17 protein-coding genes are annotated in these 17,262 nt (G+C 73.6%); 8 read left to right on the top strand and 9 right to left on the bottom strand.

Features of this window, described 5'->3' with window-relative positions:
* Positions 1-71: 71 nt before the first annotated feature.
* Entirely contained in the window at positions 72-503 is a 432-nt protein-coding gene (locus tag BJ989_RS08510) for a CBS domain-containing protein (RefSeq protein ID WP_179517840.1), read from the top strand.
* A gap of 46 nt (positions 504-549) precedes the next feature.
* Positions 550-927 carry an FKBP-type peptidyl-prolyl cis-trans isomerase gene (locus tag BJ989_RS08505; protein WP_179517839.1) on the top strand — a complete coding sequence of 126 codons (378 nt, stop codon included), beginning with the start codon at positions 550-552 and terminating at the stop codon, positions 925-927.
* Positions 928-965: 38 nt separating this feature from the next.
* Here BJ989_RS08505 and BJ989_RS08500 read toward each other — a convergent pair whose 3' ends face one another.
* From BJ989_RS08500 to BJ989_RS08480, 5 genes are all read right to left on the bottom strand, one after another.
* A complete protein-coding gene (locus BJ989_RS08500; RefSeq protein ID WP_425490016.1) occupies positions 966-1,220 on the bottom strand; it encodes an RNA-binding S4 domain-containing protein in 255 nt (84 codons plus the stop codon).
* Between the two features lie 100 nt (positions 1,221-1,320).
* Positions 1,321-2,589: a DUF445 domain-containing protein gene (locus BJ989_RS08495; RefSeq protein ID WP_343049195.1), complete on the bottom strand. Its 1,269-nt coding sequence runs from the start codon at positions 2,587-2,589 to the stop codon at positions 1,321-1,323.
* The gene (locus BJ989_RS08490; RefSeq protein WP_179517837.1) at positions 2,586-3,701 is read right to left on the bottom strand and encodes an ATP-binding cassette domain-containing protein; all 1,116 of its coding nucleotides are present in this window, start codon (positions 3,699-3,701) and stop codon (positions 2,586-2,588) included. The genes BJ989_RS08495 and BJ989_RS08490 overlap by 4 nt, the downstream gene beginning before the upstream one ends.
* On the bottom strand, positions 3,698-5,338 hold the full coding sequence (locus BJ989_RS08485) for an ABC transporter permease subunit (protein ID WP_179517836.1): 1,641 nt from the start codon (positions 5,336-5,338) through the stop codon (positions 3,698-3,700). Before BJ989_RS08485 ends, BJ989_RS08490 begins: the two co-directional genes overlap by 4 nt.
* Positions 5,335-6,351 carry an extracellular solute-binding protein gene (locus tag BJ989_RS08480; RefSeq protein WP_179517835.1) on the bottom strand — a complete coding sequence of 339 codons (1,017 nt, stop codon included), beginning with the start codon at positions 6,349-6,351 and terminating at the stop codon, positions 5,335-5,337. The genes BJ989_RS08485 and BJ989_RS08480 overlap by 4 nt, the downstream gene beginning before the upstream one ends.
* 118 nt (positions 6,352-6,469) lie before the next feature.
* Here BJ989_RS08480 and BJ989_RS08475 point away from each other — a divergent pair, with 118 nt between their 5' ends.
* From BJ989_RS08475 to BJ989_RS08465, 3 genes are all read left to right on the top strand, one after another.
* Complete coding sequence (locus BJ989_RS08475) at positions 6,470-6,868, top strand: FAD synthase family protein (protein WP_179517834.1); 399 nt, start codon at positions 6,470-6,472, stop codon at positions 6,866-6,868.
* Positions 6,869-6,950: 82 nt separating this feature from the next.
* On the top strand, positions 6,951-8,549 hold the full coding sequence (locus BJ989_RS08470; RefSeq protein ID WP_179517833.1) for an MXAN_6640 family putative metalloprotease: 1,599 nt from the start codon (positions 6,951-6,953) through the stop codon (positions 8,547-8,549).
* Between the two features lie 70 nt (positions 8,550-8,619).
* Complete coding sequence (locus BJ989_RS08465) at positions 8,620-10,398, top strand: amidohydrolase family protein (protein ID WP_179517832.1); 1,779 nt, start codon at positions 8,620-8,622, stop codon at positions 10,396-10,398.
* Positions 10,399-10,411: 13 nt separating this feature from the next.
* Here BJ989_RS08465 and BJ989_RS08460 read toward each other — a convergent pair whose 3' ends face one another.
* Positions 10,412-10,651 carry a hypothetical protein gene (locus BJ989_RS08460; RefSeq protein ID WP_179517831.1) on the bottom strand — a complete coding sequence of 80 codons (240 nt, stop codon included), beginning with the start codon at positions 10,649-10,651 and terminating at the stop codon, positions 10,412-10,414.
* A gap of 148 nt (positions 10,652-10,799) precedes the next feature.
* Here BJ989_RS08460 and BJ989_RS08455 point away from each other — a divergent pair, with 148 nt between their 5' ends.
* The gene (locus BJ989_RS08455) at positions 10,800-12,008 is read left to right on the top strand and encodes a chymotrypsin family serine protease (protein ID WP_179517830.1); all 1,209 of its coding nucleotides are present in this window, start codon (positions 10,800-10,802) and stop codon (positions 12,006-12,008) included.
* A gap of 560 nt (positions 12,009-12,568) precedes the next feature.
* Here the strand turns inward: BJ989_RS08455 and BJ989_RS08450 are convergent.
* The 3 genes from BJ989_RS08450 to BJ989_RS08440 are packed head-to-tail and all read right to left on the bottom strand — an operon-like array spanning position 12,569 to position 16,072.
* Complete coding sequence (locus tag BJ989_RS08450) at positions 12,569-13,810, bottom strand: hypothetical protein (RefSeq protein WP_179517829.1); 1,242 nt, start codon at positions 13,808-13,810, stop codon at positions 12,569-12,571.
* 10 nt (positions 13,811-13,820) lie between these two features.
* Entirely contained in the window at positions 13,821-15,323 is a 1,503-nt protein-coding gene (locus BJ989_RS08445; protein WP_343049194.1) for a fused MFS/spermidine synthase, read from the bottom strand.
* Entirely contained in the window at positions 15,320-16,072 is a 753-nt protein-coding gene (locus tag BJ989_RS08440; protein ID WP_179517828.1) for a mycothiol-dependent nitroreductase Rv2466c family protein, read from the bottom strand. Before BJ989_RS08440 ends, BJ989_RS08445 begins: the two co-directional genes overlap by 4 nt.
* 30 nt (positions 16,073-16,102) lie before the next feature.
* Here BJ989_RS08440 and BJ989_RS08435 point away from each other — a divergent pair, with 30 nt between their 5' ends.
* Together BJ989_RS08435 and BJ989_RS08430 are read left to right on the top strand one after the other, a co-directional pair.
* Complete coding sequence (locus BJ989_RS08435; RefSeq protein ID WP_179517827.1) at positions 16,103-16,570, top strand: SRPBCC family protein; 468 nt, start codon at positions 16,103-16,105, stop codon at positions 16,568-16,570.
* 48 nt (positions 16,571-16,618) lie between these two features.
* On the top strand, positions 16,619-17,230 hold the full coding sequence (locus tag BJ989_RS08430) for an NAD(P)H-dependent oxidoreductase (protein ID WP_179517826.1): 612 nt from the start codon (positions 16,619-16,621) through the stop codon (positions 17,228-17,230).
* Positions 17,231-17,262: the final 32 nt, after the last annotated feature.

Genomic DNA, 17,262 nt, shown 5'->3' with positions numbered 1-17,262 from the left:
TCCCGGCGGGGCCCGCAGGCCCTAGCGTGGTCGCACGGTGCGGCGCGCGCCCGCCGGCGAGGAGGTCCGCGGTGAAGATCAGCGACGTGCTGCAGGCGAAGACCGACCGCGAGGTCGTGACCGTCAGCCCCGACGCCGGGGTCCGCGACCTGCTCACCCTGCTCGCCGAGCACGACGTCGGCGCGCTCGTCGTCAGCCGCGACGGCCGGCGCGTCGAGGGCATCGTGAGCGAGCGCGACGTGGTGCGCCACCTGCACCGCGACGGGACGGTGGTGCACAACACCGTGGCCGCGATCATGACCGCCGACGTGCACACCTGCCCGCCCGACACCCCCGTCGACGACCTGATGCGCACGATGACCGCGCGTCGCGTGCGGCACGTGCCGGTCGTCGACGACGGTCTCCTCGTCGGCATCGTGAGCATCGGCGACGTGGTGAAGAGCCGCATCGACCAGCTCGAGTTCGAGCGCGACCAGCTCGACTCCTACGTCCACCAGTCCTGAGCCCCGGGGCCCGGCCGCCCTCCCGTCGCGTGCCAGACTCGGGCGCATGGCAACCCCCGAGAAGCCCGAGATCGACTTCCCCGACTTCGACCCGCCCGCCGACCTCGTCGTCACCGACCTGAGCGAGGGCGACGGCCCCGAGGCCGCCGCCGGCCAGACCGTGTCGGTGCACTACGTGGGCGTGGCCCACTCCACCGGCGAGGAGTTCGACGCCAGCTGGAACCGCGGCGAGCCGCTGCGCTTCCGCCTCGGCATCGGCCAGGTCATCTCGGGCTGGGACCAGGGCGTGCAGGGCATGAAGGTCGGCGGCCGCCGCCAGCTCGTCATCCCGCCCCACCTGGGCTACGGCGACCGCGGTGCCGGCGGCGTCATCAAGCCCGGCGAGACCCTCATCTTCGTCGTCGACCTGCTCGGGGTCTCCTGACCCGACCCCTCACCGACCCCGCGGCGGGGGCGGCCGGCTCACCAGGGCAGGCCTTCCCCGCCGTCGTCGTCTCCCCCGGCACCCCCGTCGCGGCCAGCGGGCCCGGCGACCCGCGCCGCCACCCCGCCCAGCTCGACCACGTCGCCCACGACGAGCTGCCGGCCCCGCCGGGTCTCGACCTCGCCGTTGACGCGCACGAGCCCCTCGGCGACCACCGGCTTGGCCTCGGCCCCGGTCTCGACGAGGTCGGCCAGCTTCAGGAACTGCCCGAGGCGGATCGCCTCGTCGCGGATCGACACGTCGACGGGCTGGGGGTCTGCGGCGCTCACGCAGCCCATCCTCCCCCGCCCGACGGCGGGAGCCGGCACGAGGGGCGGGCGCGCCGCAGGCGGCTCAGGCGAGCAGCACGTCGACGGCGTGGATCAGCACGCCGACGAGACCGCCGACGACGGTGCCGTTGATGCGGATGAACTGCAGGTCGCGCCCGACGTGCAGCTCGATGCGCCGGGCCGCCTCGCGGCCGTCCCAGCGCTCGATGGTGCTGGTGATGACGGCGGTGAGCTCCTCGCCGTAGCGGCCGACGACGAAGACGACCGCGTCGGCGACGAGGCCGTCGAGGCGGGCGCGCAGGGCGGGGTCGTCGGCGAGGCGGCGGGCGAGGCCGCGCAGCTCGAGCAGCGCGCGCTCGCGCACGGCGCCGTGCGGGTCCTCGAGCGAGCCGAGGAGGGCGCGGCGCAGGGCGTTCCACAGCGACGTGCCGGTCGCGACGACCTGCGGGTGGTCGAGCACGCGCTCCTTGAGCCGCTCGGTGCGCTCCTGGGTCGCCGGGTCGTGCAGCAGGTCGTCGGCGAGCTGGGCGAGCATCGAGTCGAGCGCGGCGCGGGCCCGGTGCTGCGGCTCGTCGCGGATGTCGGCGACCCAGCGCACCACCTCGACGTGGATGCGGGCGGTGACGGCCTCGTTGACCCGCGGCGGGCTCCACCACGGCGCGCGCTCGCCGAGCACCTCCGCGAAGGTCTCGGGGTTCTCCACCAGCCAGTCGTGCAGCTCGGTGACCGCGAGGTCGACCAGGCCCCGGTGGGTGCCGTCGCGCACGACCTCGGCGAGCAGGCCACCTGCGAGCGGCGCCACGGGCTCCTCGCGGAAGCGCGGCACGAGGGCGTCGGTGACCAGGGCAGCGACGTGCTCGTCGCGCACGCGGCGCAGCCCGGCGGCGACCACCTCGGAGGCCTCGTCGACGACGCGCTGCTGGTGGGCCGGCACGGCGAGCCAGCGCCCCACGCGGGAGGCCACCTGGGCGACGGCGACCCGGTCGCGGACGATGTCCTCCTGCAGGAAGTTCTCCCCCACGAACTCCTGCAGCCCACGCCCCAGCTCGTCCTTGCGCCTCGGGATGAGCGCGGTGTGGGGCACGGGCAGGCCGAGCGGGTGGCGGAAGAGCGCGGTCACGGCGAACCAGTCGGCGATCGCGCCCACCATCGACGCCTCGGCGCCGGCGTTGACGAAGCCCCACACGCCGTCCTGCCCGCGGGTGAGGAGGTAGACCACCGCGGCGAGCACGAGCAGCGAGACCGCCACCGTGCGCATCCGTTGCAGGCCGCGGCGGCGCAGCTCGTCGGCGACGGGGTCGGCGGCGAGGACGGGAGCGGCGGGGGCGCTCACGGCGCACCCGGAGGGCCGCTGACGGCGCGGTCGTCGACGAGCAGCGTCGGCACCAGGCCGGGCCGCACCCGGGCGGTCACCGCGGTGCCGACGGGGTGGCGCACGCCGTGGGGCTGCCAGGAGCGCAGGGTGCGCCCCGACGCCAGGCGGACCGTGTGGAGCAGGAAGGCGCCGTGGTACTCCACGCCGACCACCACCGCGGGCTCGGCCGTGCCGGGCGGCGCGACCTCGAGCGCGACCTCGTGCGGGCGCAGCACCACCTCGACCGCGGTGTCGGCGGCGCCCCAGCCCGGGACGGTGGAGACCACCCCGATCTCGCACGTCAGCAGCGCGTGGTGCACCTGCGCCGGCAGGAAGTCGGCGTCGCCCATGAAGGAGGCCACGAAGCGCGTGGCGGGGCGCTCGAAGACCGCGTCGGGGGTGCCGACCTGCTCGACGACCCCGTCGCGCAGCACCGCCACCCGGTCGCCCACCGAGAGCGCCTCGGTCTGGTCGTGGGTGACGAGGAGCGCCGTCGCGCCGCTCGCGCGGAGCACGCCGACGAGCTCGGCGCGCACCTGCGCGCGCAGGCTCTCGTCGAGGCTCGAGAAGGGCTCGTCGAGCAGCACGACCGCGGGCCGGGGCGCCAGGGCGCGCGCGAGGGCGACCCGCTGCTGCTCGCCGCCGGAGAGCTCGTGGGGGTAGCGGTCGCCCTTGTCGGCGAGCCGGGCCAGCTCGAGCACCTCCGACACCCGGGCCTCGCGCTCGGCGGCCGGACGGCCGTGCAGGCCGAAGGCGACGTTGCGGGCCACCGTCAGGTGCGGGAAGAGCGCGTGGTCCTGGAAGACCATGCCGACCCGGCGGCGCTCCGGCGGGACGGCGCGGCCGCCGCCGACGGCGACCGTCGCTCCCGCGATCAGCACCTCGCCGGCGTCGGGTGACTCGAGCCCGGCCACGAGCCGCAGCACCGTCGACTTGCCGCAGCCCGACGGACCGATGACCGCGAGCACCTCTCCCGGCGTCACCTCGAGGTCGACGGCGCGCACCGCCTCGACCGCTCCGAAGCGCTTCGAGACGCCGCGCAGCACCAGCGCCGGCGGCAGGTCGGCGCCGTCGGGCCCGGGCGCGCTCACCGGCTCGCCTGCTCGCGCCGGTCGGCGCGCCGGACCTGGCCGAAGAGCAGCACGACCGGCACGGTCGCGAGGGCGACGATCACCACGGCCGGGAGCGCGGCGAGGCTCCACAGGTTCTCCGACGCCAGCTCGTGCACCCACACCGACACCGTAGTGAAGCCGAACGGGCGCAGCATCAGCACCACCGGCAGCTCCTTGACCGCGTCGACGGACACGAGCACCAGGGCGACGCCGACACCGGGGCGCACGAGCGGGAGGTGCACCCGGGTCAGCACCCGCCAGGGCCCGGCCCCCAGCGAGAGCGCCGACTGCGTGAGCTGGGGGCGCACCTGCGCGTACGACGCGTCCACGGCCTGGTGGGCGGGCCCGAGGAAGCGCACGACGTAGGCGAGCACGATCGCCACCAGGGAGCCGGTCACCAGCAGGCCGGTGCCGCCGGGGACCCCCAGCGCCTCGAGCAGGTCGTCGACCGCGCCCAGGGCCAGGAGCGTGCCGATGCCGACGACCGCGCCGGGCACGGCGTACCCGACGGTGGTCAGCTGCGCGGCACCGCGCACGACGCGCCCGCCGCCGAGACGGACGGCGTGCCCCACGACGAGCGCGAGGGCCACGCACGCGAGCGCGACGAGCACGGCGACGACGACGGAGTTGAGGAGGTAGCCGCCGAAGCGGGGGTCGACCGGCTGGCCGTCCCCGGCCAGCTGCGCCGCGGCCCACAGCACCAGGCGCAGCAGCGGCACCGCGAAGCCGCCCGCCAGCACCAGGACGCAGACGCCGGTGGCCAGCCACCCGCGCCAGCCCGCGAGCCGGCTCGGCGTCGGGCCGCCGCCGCGGCCGCCGCGCTGGGTGAAGCGGGCCCGCCCGCGCAGCAGCCGCTCGCCCGCGAGCACCGCCACGGCGAAGAGCAGCACGACCCCGGCGAGCTGCACCGCGAGGTCGAAGCGGTAGGTCTGGCGCCACGTCGTGTAGACGCCGACCGACACGGTCCGCACGCCGAAGTACTGCACGGTGGCGAAGTCGGTGAGGACCTCCATCATCACCAGCGCCAGGCCGGCGGCGAGGGAGGGCCGGGCGAGCGGCAGCAGCACGCCCGCGAAGGCGCGGCGCCGGCTCGCGCCGAGCAACCGCGCTGCCTCCCAGGTGGTGGGCGACTGCTGGGCGAAGGCGGCGCGGGCGAGGAGGTAGACGTAGGGGTAGAGCGTGAGGCTCATGACCACCGCGGCGCCGCCGACCCCGCGCACCGGCACCTGCAGCCCGGTGCCGGTGACCTCGCGCAGCCACACCTGCACGTCGCCGGCCACGTCGAAGGTGGAGAGGAAGACGAAGCCGAGGATGTAGGCGGGCATCGCCAGGGGCAGCACGAGCAGCCACACGAGCACGTCGCGCCCGGGGAAGCGGTGCGCGGTCACCAGCCACGCGAGGCCGCAGCCCAGCACCAGCGTGCCGGCGGCGACGCCGAGCAGCAGCAGCGTCGTCTGCTGCACCATCCGCGCCAGGCCGGCGGGCACCTCCCACCCCGCCGTCCGGCCCGAGCCCGCGACCGCGTCGAGGAGCACTGCCGCGACCGGCGCCACCACGAGGGCGGCGGCCAGGACGACGGCGCCCGACCAGGCCGCGCGGCCCCGGCCGGCGCTCACTCCCAGCCGGCGTCGACGAGCAGCTCGGCGGCCCTCGCGTTGAGGCTGCCGTAGACCTCGGCGTCGAGGGTCATCTCGGTGAACGGACCGTAGGCCGCCGCCTCGGCGTCGGGCTCGACGTCGGGGTTCACGGGGAACTCGTGGTTGCCGTCGATCAGGGCGGCCTGCCCCTCCGTGGCCAGCCACTCGAGCAGCCGCTGCGCGTCGGCGGGGTTGTCGCTGGTCTCCACGACACCGGCACCGGAGACGTTGACGTGGGTGCCCGCACCCTCCTGCGAGGCCCAGTAGAGCTCGACGCCCTGCGCCTTGCCCTCCGCCTGCTCACGCGCGAGGTAGTAGTGGTTGACGATGCCGACCTCGCAGGTGCCGGCCTCGACGGCCTCGATCACGAGGACGTCGTTGCCCATGACCTCGACCTCGTTGGCCTGCCAGCCCTCGACGATCTCCCGGGCGCCCTCCTCGCCGTGCAGGTCGATGAGCGAGGCGACGAGCGAGGTCATGTAGGTCTCGTCGAGGTCGCGCATGCACAGCCGACCGCGCCACTGCGGGTCGGTGAGGCCGGTGTAGGTGTCCTCGGCGTCGAAGTCGGCCGGGTCGACCTGGTCGGGGTCGTAGATCACCGTGCGGGCGCGCTTGGCCAGGCCGAACCACGTGCCGTCGTCGGCGCGGTCCGCGGCGGGGACGGCGGCCTCGAGCACCTCGCTGTCGAGGGGCGCGAGGATGCCCTGCTGGTCGGCGTTCCACAGGTTGCCCGCGTCGACGGTCATGTAGACGTCGGCGGGGCTGTCGGCGCCCTCGGTGCGGATGCGCTCGAGCAGGGCCGCGTTGTCGGCGAAGAGGAAGTCGACGGTGATGCCGGTCTCCTCGGTGAACTGCGCGAAGACGTCCTCGGAGCCGTACTTGCGGGCCGAGTAGACCTGCAGGTCCGCCTCCTCCTCGCCGAGGACGCCGCAACCGGAGAGCGCGGTGCAGGCGAGCAGGGCGCTCGCGGTCATCAGGGCAGGTCGACGCATCGGGCACCTCGGGGGCGGCGGGCCGGCATCACCGGCACGGACAGGTGAGGCAAGGCTAACCTGCCCCTGGCGGGGTCGGGCCGGGGCCTGCCCGTCGCGCAGTGGCAGGATGCGCGTCATGCCGCGCACCGTCATCACCTTCGGGACCTTCGACGTCTTCCACGTCGGGCACCTGCGCGTCATCGAGCGGGCCGCGGCGCTCGGCGACCGCCTCGTCGTCGGGGTGTCGGCCGACGCGCTCAACCTGCGCAAGAAGGGCCGCGAGCCGGTCTTCAGCCAGGACGAGCGGCTCGCGATCGTGGCCGCGCTCAAGCCGGTCTCCGCGGTCTTCGTCGAGGAGAGCCTGGAGCAGAAGCGCGACTACATCCTCGAGCACGGCGCCGACGTGCTGGTGATGGGCGACGACTGGGCGGGCCGCTTCGACGAGTTCGAGGACGTGTGCGAGGTCGTCTACCTGCCCCGCACCCCCGCGATCTCGACGACCGCGCTGATCGAGAAGATCGCCGGCTCGGTCTAGACGGCCGCGCTGTGGGAGGATCGGGCGCAGCCCACCCGGACGCCCCAGCGTCCGCCTGACGCGATCCTTCCCCGGGGGAACCTTGCGCCGCTCGGCCCGCACCGTCGCCACCGTCCTGCTCGTCGCCGCCCTCGGCGCGGCCGCGCTGCCCGCCGCGGCGGACCCCGGTCACCCCGGTCACCCCGGTCAGCCCGGCGGGGCCGGCGCGTCACCCGTGCTCCCCGTGTTGCCCGGGTCGGCGGCGCCGGCGGCCGAGGAGGCCCTCGAGACGGCCACCCGGGTGCTCGAGGGCGACGCGCTGCCGGGCGACGCCTCCCCCACCGTCGCGCTGCGCGACCTGGCCCTTGCGCTGCCCGCGCTGCGCGGCACCGACCGCCGCGAGGCCGAGGCGGCCCTGGCCCGCCCCGACGCCCGGCCCACCGACCCTCGCGACCCGGTCGCCCCGGAGGGCTCGGCGCCGTACACCACGAAGCCCGAGGTCAACTGCACGAAGAACGTCTGCGTGCACCACGTGACCTCCGGCAACGACCGCCCGCCGGCCGGCTGGGAGCGCACGACGCTCGACGTGGTGCAGCAGGTGTGGGACCACCACGTGGGGACCCTGGGCTACCGCGCGCCGCTCTTCGACGGCGCCCGCGGCGGCGACCGCAAGTTCGACGTCTACCTGAAGGACCTCGGAAGTCTCGGTGGTCAGGGCTACTACGGCTACTGCGCGCCCGAGATCCCCGGCGGGCGCCGCGCCTCCGCGCCGCGCACCGCCCCGGGCTACTGCGTGCTCGACGACGACTTCGCAAAGGACGAGTTCGGCGGCGTGCCGCTCGACACGCTGCGGGTCACCGCTGCCCACGAGTTCTTCCACGCCGTGCAGTACGCCTACGACTTCGCCGAGGACCGCTGGCTGCTCGAGGCCACCGCCACCTGGATCGAGGAGCAGTTCGCCGACGACGTCGACGACAACCGTCAGTACTTGTTCGCTAGCCAGCTGCGCCGTCCGCGCACGTCGCTGGACTTCTTCGACTATGGCTCCTCCACGCCCTACGGCAACTGGGTCTTCTTCGAGCACCTCTCGCAGCGCTTCGGCCGCGGCGTGGTCAAGGCCGTGTGGCGGCGCGCGGGCGACTTCCGCGGCGCACCCGACCAGCACAGCACCGCCGCCGTGCGCAGCGTGGTCGCCGCGCGCAAGGTCGCCTTCCCGACCCTCTTCGCGCAGTACGCCGCGGCCGGCACCGTCCCCGCGCAGTCCTACAGCGAGGGCGCCGCGTGGCCCCGCACCCCGGTGAAGGGCTCCTGGACGCTGCGTCTTGGCAAGCGCGGGACCGGGCAGGTCGCCACCCGGCTCGCCCACCTGTCCTCGACCAGCTGGGACGTGCGCCGCGGCGCCCTCCCGGGTCGCTGGCGCCTGCTGCTGCGCGTCGACGGTCCCGGTCGCGCGACCAGCCCGGCGGCCCACGCGCTCGTGCACCTGCGCGGCGGCGAGGTGCAGCGGCGCGTGGTGCGCCTGGACCGCTCGGGCGGGGCCCGGGTGCGGCTGCCGTTCCACACCGGCGTGACCAAGGTGACCGTCACGCTGGCCAACGCCTCGACCCGCTACCGCTGCGGCCGCGGCACGGAGTGGTCGTGCCGGGGCGTGCCGCTCGACGACGGTGCCCGCTACCGCTTCAGCGTCTACGCCGTGCGCTGAGGCCCCGGGCGGCGCTCGCGTACCGTCGGCATGCTTGACCGCTGAGCCCCCGCCGGGGTGTCATCTGCACGTGACCTCCGACACTCCCCGTGCCACCCGCGGTCCCTTCGACACCGTCGTGCGCGGCGGGCGCTGGTTCGACGGGTCCGGCGCGCCGAGCAGCGTGCGGCACCTCGGCATCCGCGACGGCGTGGTCGCCGCGGTCTCGGCGAGCCCGCTGCCCGAGGAGGGCGCCCGCCTGGTCGACGCGACCGGCCGGTGGGTGATGCCGGGTATGGTCGACGTCCACACCCACTACGACGTGGAGGTGCTCGACCAGCCGGGGCTGGCCGAGTCGGTGCGGCACGGCACCACGACGGTGCTGCTCGGCTCGTGCTCGCTGTCGACGGTGCACTGCTCCCCCGAGGACGCCGGTGACCTCTTCGGCCGGGTGGAAGCCATCCCGCGCCGCCACGTGGTCGACACCCTGGAGCGCCACCAGAGGTGGACCAGCGCCGCCGAGTACGCCGAGGCGCTCGACGCCCTGCCCCTCGGCCCCAACGTCGCGGCCTTCCTCGGCCACTCCGACATCCGGGCCGCAGGCATGGGCCTCGACCGCGCCACGCGCGACGAGGTGCGCCCCACCGAGGCGGAGCTGGCCACCATGCAGCTGCGGCTGGCCGAGGCCCTCGACGCCGGCTTCGTCGGCATGTCGGCCCAGCAGCTGCTCTTCGACAAGCTCGACGGCGAGCGGTGCCGCTCCCGCACGCTGCCGTCGACCTACGCGAAGGCCCGTGAGCGCCGCCGGCTCGAGTCGGTGCTGCGGGAGCGCGGCCGGGTGCTGCAGGGCGGGCCCGACATCGCCTCGCCGCGCTCGATCGCCTCGATGGTGCTCGGCACGCTGCCCGGGCCGGGCGGGCGCGGCCGCCGGCAGCTGAAGACCAGCCTGCTCTCGGCCGCCGACATCAAGGCCAACCCGGCGCTGGTCTCGATCATGGGCCCGATGGCGGCCGCGGTGAACCGGCTCGGCGGCGACTTCCGCTGGCAGCACCTGCCGGTGCCCTTCGAGGTCTACGCCGACGGCATCGACCTGGTGATCTTCGAGGAGTTCGGCTCGGGCGCGGCCGCGCTGCACCTGGCCGACGAGGTCGAGCGCAACGCGCTGCTGCAGGACGAGGACTACCGCCGCTGGTTCCGCAAGGACTACGACTCCCGCTTCGGGATGCGAGTGTGGCACCGCGACTTCTTCGACGCCCAGGTCGTGGAGTGCCCCGACGACGCCGTCATCGGCAAGACCTTCGGCCAGGTCGGCCAGGAGCGCGGCGGCCTGCACCCGGTCGACGCCTTCCTCGACCTCGTCGTCGAGCACGGCACCAAGGTCCGGTGGCGCACGACCATCTCCAACCACCGCCCGTCGGTGCTGCGCAAGCTGGCCCGCGACCCCGGCGTGCAGCTCGGCTTCTCCGATGCCGGTGCCCACCTGCGCAACATGGCCTTCTACAACTTCGGGCTGCGCTTCCTGCGCCACGTGCACGACGCGGAGCGCGCGGGCACGCCGTTCCTCACCCTCGAGCGGGCCGTGCACCGCCTCACCGGCGAGCTCGCCGACTGGTACTCCCTCGACGCGGGCCACCTGCGCCAGGGCGACCGCGCCGACCTCGTGGTCGTCGACCCCGCCGCGCTCGACGACCGCCTCGACGCCTACGCCGAGGCGCCCGTGCCGGCGTACGACGGGCTGCCGCGCATGGTCAACCGCAACGACGCCGCCGTGCCGTCGGTGCTCGTCGCCGGCGAGCACGTCGTGGTCGACGGCGTGCCCACGGCCCTGCTCGGCGAGCAGCGCACCGGCCGCTTCCTGCGCGCCGGCTGAGGCGGCGGCCCCGTCAGGCGCCGAGGCCGGCGTCGCGGTTCCAGCGCCGCCACTGGGCGGCGACGCGCACGGGGCGGGTGTCGCCGAGCTGCATCTCGGTCATGACCGTGAGGTGGTCGACCAGGTCGTCGCGCCAGGCGTCGCCCAGCGCCAGCGCCTCGTCGGTCGTGGGCGGCGCCGCACCATCGGCTGCTTGCAGGGGCGCACGGCGTGAAGGCGTAACCTGCTCGCCACTGAATCGTTGGGCTCGCATGACTCATTCTCGGGCGAAGCGCTGCAGGCCGGCCTATGCGTATCGATTCTCGCGACGATTCTCGGATTGCTGACGCCGGCATCTTCCGCAAACGCAACCCATACTTCAGACCAGTCTACTCAGACGCTTCCCCGATCAGCATACAGCCTTGAGCCTCCGGCGCAGTCTAGGATTCAGCACGTCGACGGAAGCCCTCAAAGCGGCTGAGGCCACGACAAACGCGTCGCGATCCGAATTTGGAGCAGCATTGACGGACAATGAGCTGAATGAGTTGCGTCGTCGTGAGCAGATCATCGCCGCCGACGTTCCACGTGTTCGCAAGGCAATGCGCTCCTTCCGTGACCCTATCGCCCTAGCAGGGTTGTGGATGGATCACGACGCCGGAGGTGTGCTGACAGTTGCCGTTACTTCTGCCCCAGATGAGGTCGAGCGTTACCTGAAGGGTTTGGTTCAATATCCAGAAGCGCTTCGAGTTGTCAGCGCACGTCATTCACTTCGTGCCCTAAATGACGTAGCGGAAACATTGGTTACCGCACAAGGAGAGAACGCAACGTACTTTGACGGCATCCGTGTTGACGAACGGGCCAATGTCATTGTTGTAGTCACACCCCAGCCGCTAGACCAGGTCCGAGGATGGGTAGAGGCAAAAGTTGGCGGCGAGGCGCCAGTGCAATTCGTGGCAGCAAGCATTGAAGCGGTCGGAACACAGTTCAACAATTCTCCCCCCCTCCGCGGCGGACAGGCCATGAATAGTACAGCGGGCACTTCGTGCACGTCCGGCTTCGCAGTGAGAGGAGCGGAGGGTCTGGCCGTCCTCACTGCGGGCCACTGCGCACAGCGCGGGGATGTGTGGGACCAGATTGGAACATTTGTCGAAATTACGGATTTGTCTGACGTCACCGGGACTGACGCGCTGCGAGTTCCAGTCAAGACAAATTTCCTGACCAACGAAGTCACACTGTGGTTTACACCCACGCTTGCAACTGAAGCGCGCTATCGCACGATCAGTTCCTCCCAGCTTCCGTCGAACGATGTTGTCGGCCAGATTAGCTGCATCACAGGGCAGAACTTTGCAGACCTCCGGTGTGGCGAGATTCTGACCCGGTCCTATGCGGTAGGCATTCCACTGGATGACGGGAGATTCTTGAGTTACAGCACAGGGAGAGAGATCAGGGTGGATTGCAATCCCGGTGACTCCAGAGGCCCAGCTCTATCAGGCACTCAGGCGAGGGGCCTCATCAGCGTCAAGGTAAGGAAAGCGTTCAACGATACGTGCGTCTACGTCCACATTCAGCATGCAATGAATCAGGTTGGCGTCCAGGCCGTGCTCACTGACGGGCCGGTACTGGGAACGTGAACAGCACCCTACTAAGGCTCGAACGCCCCGTGCGGGTAGCCCTCGTCGCGCTCGCACTCCTCTTGACAGTGGGATTCTTGACATGGCGGTTCCTGGAGGGCGCGGAATCCACACAGGTGCGCTCGGTTGCGGGACGTGACGATTCGAAAGTTCTCGAGGTGACCTACCTGGCCCCGCCCGCTTCTTGTGGAGCCGAAAGTCGGATTGAGGTCGAGGAGTCCGCGTCGAGAGTCGTCATCCATGCGCTAGTAGACAAAGGCCCGACAGGCGACTGCCCGGCCTCCGCCCGTCTTGCTACGGCGACTGTCGAGCTCAAGGCCATAGTGGGGGACCGAACCATTGTCGATGGTCGGAACGATTTGGTCCTCCCGCTCAGCGCGCCCTGACGCACGGCGAATGGGATCGAGCTAGCCCGTTAGTTCTCGCGTGGGTTTCAGCTCGCTCACTGCGCGTTAGCGCGGACAAGGCGGGTGCGGGCAAGTCATAGCCTGGCGGCCTTCCTCGACCAGCGGAGTCGGGTGGTCGAGGAGGCCCGCCAGGGCCGTCTCGAGGCCGCCCCGTCAGGCGCCGAGGCCGGCGTCGCGGTTCCAGCGCCGCCACTGGGCGGCGACGCGCACGGGGCGGGTGTCGCCGAGCTGCATCTCGGTCATGACCGTGAGGTGGTCGACGAGGTCGTCGCGCCACGCGTCGCCCAGCGCCAGCGCCTCGTCGGTCGTGGGCGGTGCCGCGCGCCAGTCGGCCTCGAGCCGGTCGCGCACCTGCGTCACGACCGGCAGCGCCCGCTCGGGGTCGCGCAGGGCGAGGCGGTGCAACCGCTCGTGGCGCCACCACAGGTAGCGGCCGTCGTACTCCTGCCCGAGCGGCGGGTCGACGGGGTCGAGGGGGGCGGGGTCGTCGACGCGCAGCGGCACGAAGACCGACGTGCACGGCGTCGAGGTGCCGGTGGCCCAGTGCAGGCCGGCCGGCCCGCGCAGGTCGGAGACCCACGCCGAGACGGTCTGCGTCGACGACAGCAGGCCGCCGGCGTGCATGCAGGCGCCGCCCACCGCGCCGGCGCGGCGGCGGTAGTGCGGGCCGAGGCCGCGCGACTTGGGGCCGTGGTCGCGCAGGGCGGTGGTCAGTCGGCCGACCGGGTCGGCCCCGGCGCCGTCCGCACCCTCGCCGAGCGTGGCGAGGTAGGCCTCGCCGCGCGTGCGGCGCTGGGTGACGAGCAGCCGCCGCTCGGCGCGCCGGTCGGCGTGGGCGGCGGCGAAGTCGGGGATGGTCAGCCCGCCGCTGAGGGCGCGGGTGCCGTCGACCTCGGCGGTGGCGTGGGCACGGCCCGCGGTCTCGACGACGGTCGCGCCCTCCCGGTCGGCCACGACGTACGCCGTGCCGGCCTCGCCGCGTCCGTCTCCCCCCTGCCCGTGCTCCTCGAGCAGCGTCACGAGGTGCTCGGCGGCCTCGCGGCGGTCGGCACCGCGCTCGAGGGCGAGCCGCACGAGGTCGCGCGAGCCGAGCGCGTCGCCCCCGCGCACCCGCGCCTTGACCGCCGCCGGGGTGCGGACGACCACGACGCCGTGCTCGTTGGCGCCCGTCTCGGCACCCCACGACCACCACGGCTGGGAGAGCAGCAGCGCATGCGTGCGCGCCACCTGCGCCACCCGTCCGTCACCCGGCGTGACCGCCCGGTCGGCCGGGTCGGCGAGGTCGTGGTCGAGCGCGGGGTACCACCGCAGCACCTGGGCGTCGTCGGGCGTGCCGGCCACCCCGGCGGCCACCAGCACGCCGTCGTCGCCCACCGACACCAGGCTGTCGCTCATGGCCTCGAACCTACCTGCGGGTGTGGCCCGAGCGGACGACGGCGGGGTAGGGGGTGAGCAGCTGGTCGACCGGCGCGTGGTCGTCGGTGAGGACCTGCGCACCGTCCACCCACGCCTCGAGGGCGTCGCCGCTCAGCACGTCCCAGCCGACGCCCCGCTCATCGAGGCGCCGCGCCAGCGCGGTGGTGTCGAGCGGCGCGTCGGAGGCGACCGCGACGACGTTGCCGCCGGCCTCCGGGGTGTCGCGCCGCGCGAGGGTGTCGGGGTCGCCGAGCAGCGCGACGTGCTCCCACACCGCGCCCAGGGTCGCGAGCTCGGCGCGGGCGAAGGCGAGCGGGCCGTAGTCGATGAGGTTGGCGGCGTAGACGCCGTCGTCGACCAGCACACGCCGCACCTGCACCATCGCCTCGCGGGTGGCGAGGTGGAAGGGCACGCTGACCCCGCCGAAGGCGTCGCCGACGACGAGGTCGACGCTGTCGTCGGCGACCCGCTCGAGGCCGAGCCGGGCGTCCTCCACCCGCACCTCGACGCCGGGCACGTCGCCGAGGTCCAGCCGCTCCTCGTCGACCTGCACCACGCCGGGGTCGATCTCCGAGACGGTGCTGGTGGTGCCGGGACGCACCGCCGCGAGGTAGCGCGGCAGCGTGAGCCCGCCGCCGCCGAGGTGGTGCGCGCGCAGCGCCTCGCCGGCCGGGAACGCGGTGTCGGCGACCGACGCGATGGCCTGCACGTAGGCGAACTCGAGGTGCTCGGGGTCGTCGAGGTCGACGTAGGAGTGGCGGAGCGTGTCGAGCACCAGCACCCGGCCGCCCTCGCGCTCGGGGTCGGCCTCGACCCGCGCGCAGTGGTAGGTCGTCTCGACGTCGCAGCCGCCCGGCGCGACGACGGCGAGCAGCCCGCCGGCCGCCACGACGCCGGCGGTGACCGCGCGGCCGCGCCGGCTCCACCCGCGCACGCCGAGGTCGACGGCGAGGGCGGTGAGCAGCAGCGCGACGCCGAGGCCCACGAGGATGCCGGTGACGGGCACGGTCGAGACCAGCACGAAGCCGGTGACGACCGTGCCGACGATCGCGCCGGCCGTGCCGATCCCCGAGAGCCGTCCCACGACGGTGCCGGTCTCGTCGAGGTCGGTGAGCACCAGCTTGGTGACCATCGGCGTGACGGCCGAGAGCAGCGCCCCCGGCACCAGGATCGTGCCGCCGGCAGCGAGCAGGAGCAGCAGCCCGTCGCCGGTCGCGCCGGCCCCGCGCACGAGGAACGGCGTGACGGCGACCGCCGCGCCCGACACCCCGACCAGCGGCCCCAGCACGAGCCGCGGGGCGACCCGGTCGGCGGCGCGTCCGCCGAGCCACGAGCCGGCGGCGATGGCCGCGAGCGCGGTGCCGATGACGAGGGTGTTGGTCTGCAGCGTCAGGCCGAGGTAGGGCGCGAGCAGGCGCAGCGCGACCAGCTCGACGACGAGCACCGCGGCGTTGGTCCAGAAGACCAGCGCGCCCGCGACGCGTCCGCTCACTTCTTCTGGCGACGGCTGCCGCCGTGCCAGTCCTCGCTCGCGCCGACCTCGCCCTCCTCGACACCGAGGGCACGCAGCTGCGGCAGCTCGCGCAGGCTGCGCTTGAGCTCGGCGAAGCCGGGGAAGCGTGCCAGGCCCAGCACGTGGTCCCACAGCGCCACGGCCCCCTCGGGGTCGGGCAGGCGGCTGATGACGGGGCCGAAGAAGGCGACCCCGTCGGGCGGGTCCACCTGGATGATCGGCGTGCCGACGTCCTTGCCGGTGAGGGCGAGCGCCTCGTCGGTCTCCGCCCGGATCGCCTCGTCGCGCTCGGTGTCCTCGAGCGCGGCCACGAGGTGCTCGGGCAGGCCCGCCTCGGCCAGGGCGGGAGCCAGGAACCCCGCGGTGCCGCGCACGTCGACGCCGTCGCGGACCGGCTCGTCGAGCGGCGGCGCGTCGAAGGTGCGGGCACCCAGCGCGGCGTACAACCTCCCGACGGCGTCGCCGCCGTGCTCCTCGCGCACCCGGTGGCACACCCGCAGCAATCGCAGGCCGGCGGTGTGGCCCGCCTCGTAGTCGGCCGGGAAGTGGCTGTCGTAGTCGACGTGGGCGTTGAGCAGGCGCAGCGAGATCAGCCGCCACTCCACGGTGTCGCCGCGCTGCTCGGCGACCATCCGCAGCCACCGCGAGGTCATCCAGGCGAAGGGGCACACGGGGTCGAACCAGAAGCGCACGTCGGCCGGCGCAGGTGTGGTGCTCGCATCACTCATGCGGAGGAGCCTAGGTGGGGACCTGCAGGCATGATCTCCCACACGCGACGCATCGAGGCCACGCCCGCCCAGGTCTGGGAGGTCCTGGCGGACGGTTGGCTCTACCCGCTGTGGGTCGTCGGCGCGACGCGGATGCGGGCGGTCGACGACCACTGGCCGGCGGTCGGCTCCCGGTTGCACCACTCCGTCGGCGCCTGGCCGCTCGTGATCGACGACCAGACCGTGGTCGAGGAGTCCGAGCCGGACCGGCTGCTGCAGCTGCACGCCAAGGGCTGGCCGCTCGGCACCGCCCGCGTCGTCATGGAGCTCGCCCCCGCCGAGGGGGGCGCCACCGACGTGACCATGTCGGAGGACGCCCACCAGGGCCCGGGCCGCCTCGTGCCGGCCTTCGTGCGGCAGCCGCCGATGCTGTGGCGCAACCACGAGGCGCTGCGCCGCCTCGCCCTCCTCGTGGAGGGTCGGGTCTCCCACCGCCGTGGCACCGTCGAACCCGACTGACCGTCCGGTCGGCCCGACCTCGACCCCGACCTCGACCCTGGGAGAAACGTGTCCGACATCCGCGCCCTCGTCCTCGTCTGCACCCTCAAGCCCAGCCCGTCGGAGTCCAGCTCCGAGCTGATCGGCCGCCGCGTCCTCGAGCGGCTCGAGGCCCACGGCGCCACCGGCGAGGTGGTGCGGGTGGTCGACCACGACGTCCGCTTCGGCGTGAGCACCGACGAGGGCGACGGCGACGAGTGGCCCGCGATCCGCGAGAAGGTGCTCGACGCCGACGTGCTGGTGCTCGCCACGCCGATCTGGATGGGCCAGCCGAGCTCGGTGGCCAAGATGGTGCTCGAGCGCCTCGACGCCGAGATCAGCGAGACCGACGACGAGGGCCGGCCCCTGATGTACGGCAAGGTCGCGATCGTGGCCGTCGTCGGCAACGAGGACGGCGCCCACCACAGCCACGCCGAGTGCTTCCAGGCCCTCAACGACGTCGGCTTCACCGTCCCGGCCAACGGCAGCACCTACTGGGTCGGCGAGGCCATGCAGGGCACCGACTACTCCGAGAAGAGCCCGGAGCCCGAGGCGACCGCCGGCACCAACGACACCGCGGCCGCCAACGCCGTGCACCTCGCCCGCCTGCTGCAGGGCGCGCCGTACCCCGCCCAGGGCTGACCCCCCGGCCCGCGGGCCCGCCCCCGGGACCC

Origin of the sequence: Nocardioides perillae (assembly GCF_013409425.1) — a bacterium.
Lineage (GTDB): Bacteria > Actinomycetota > Actinomycetes > Propionibacteriales > Nocardioidaceae > Nocardioides > Nocardioides perillae.
The sequence above is the reverse complement of the archived record's forward strand: the minus strand, read 5'-3'. Positions and strand labels throughout refer to the sequence as shown.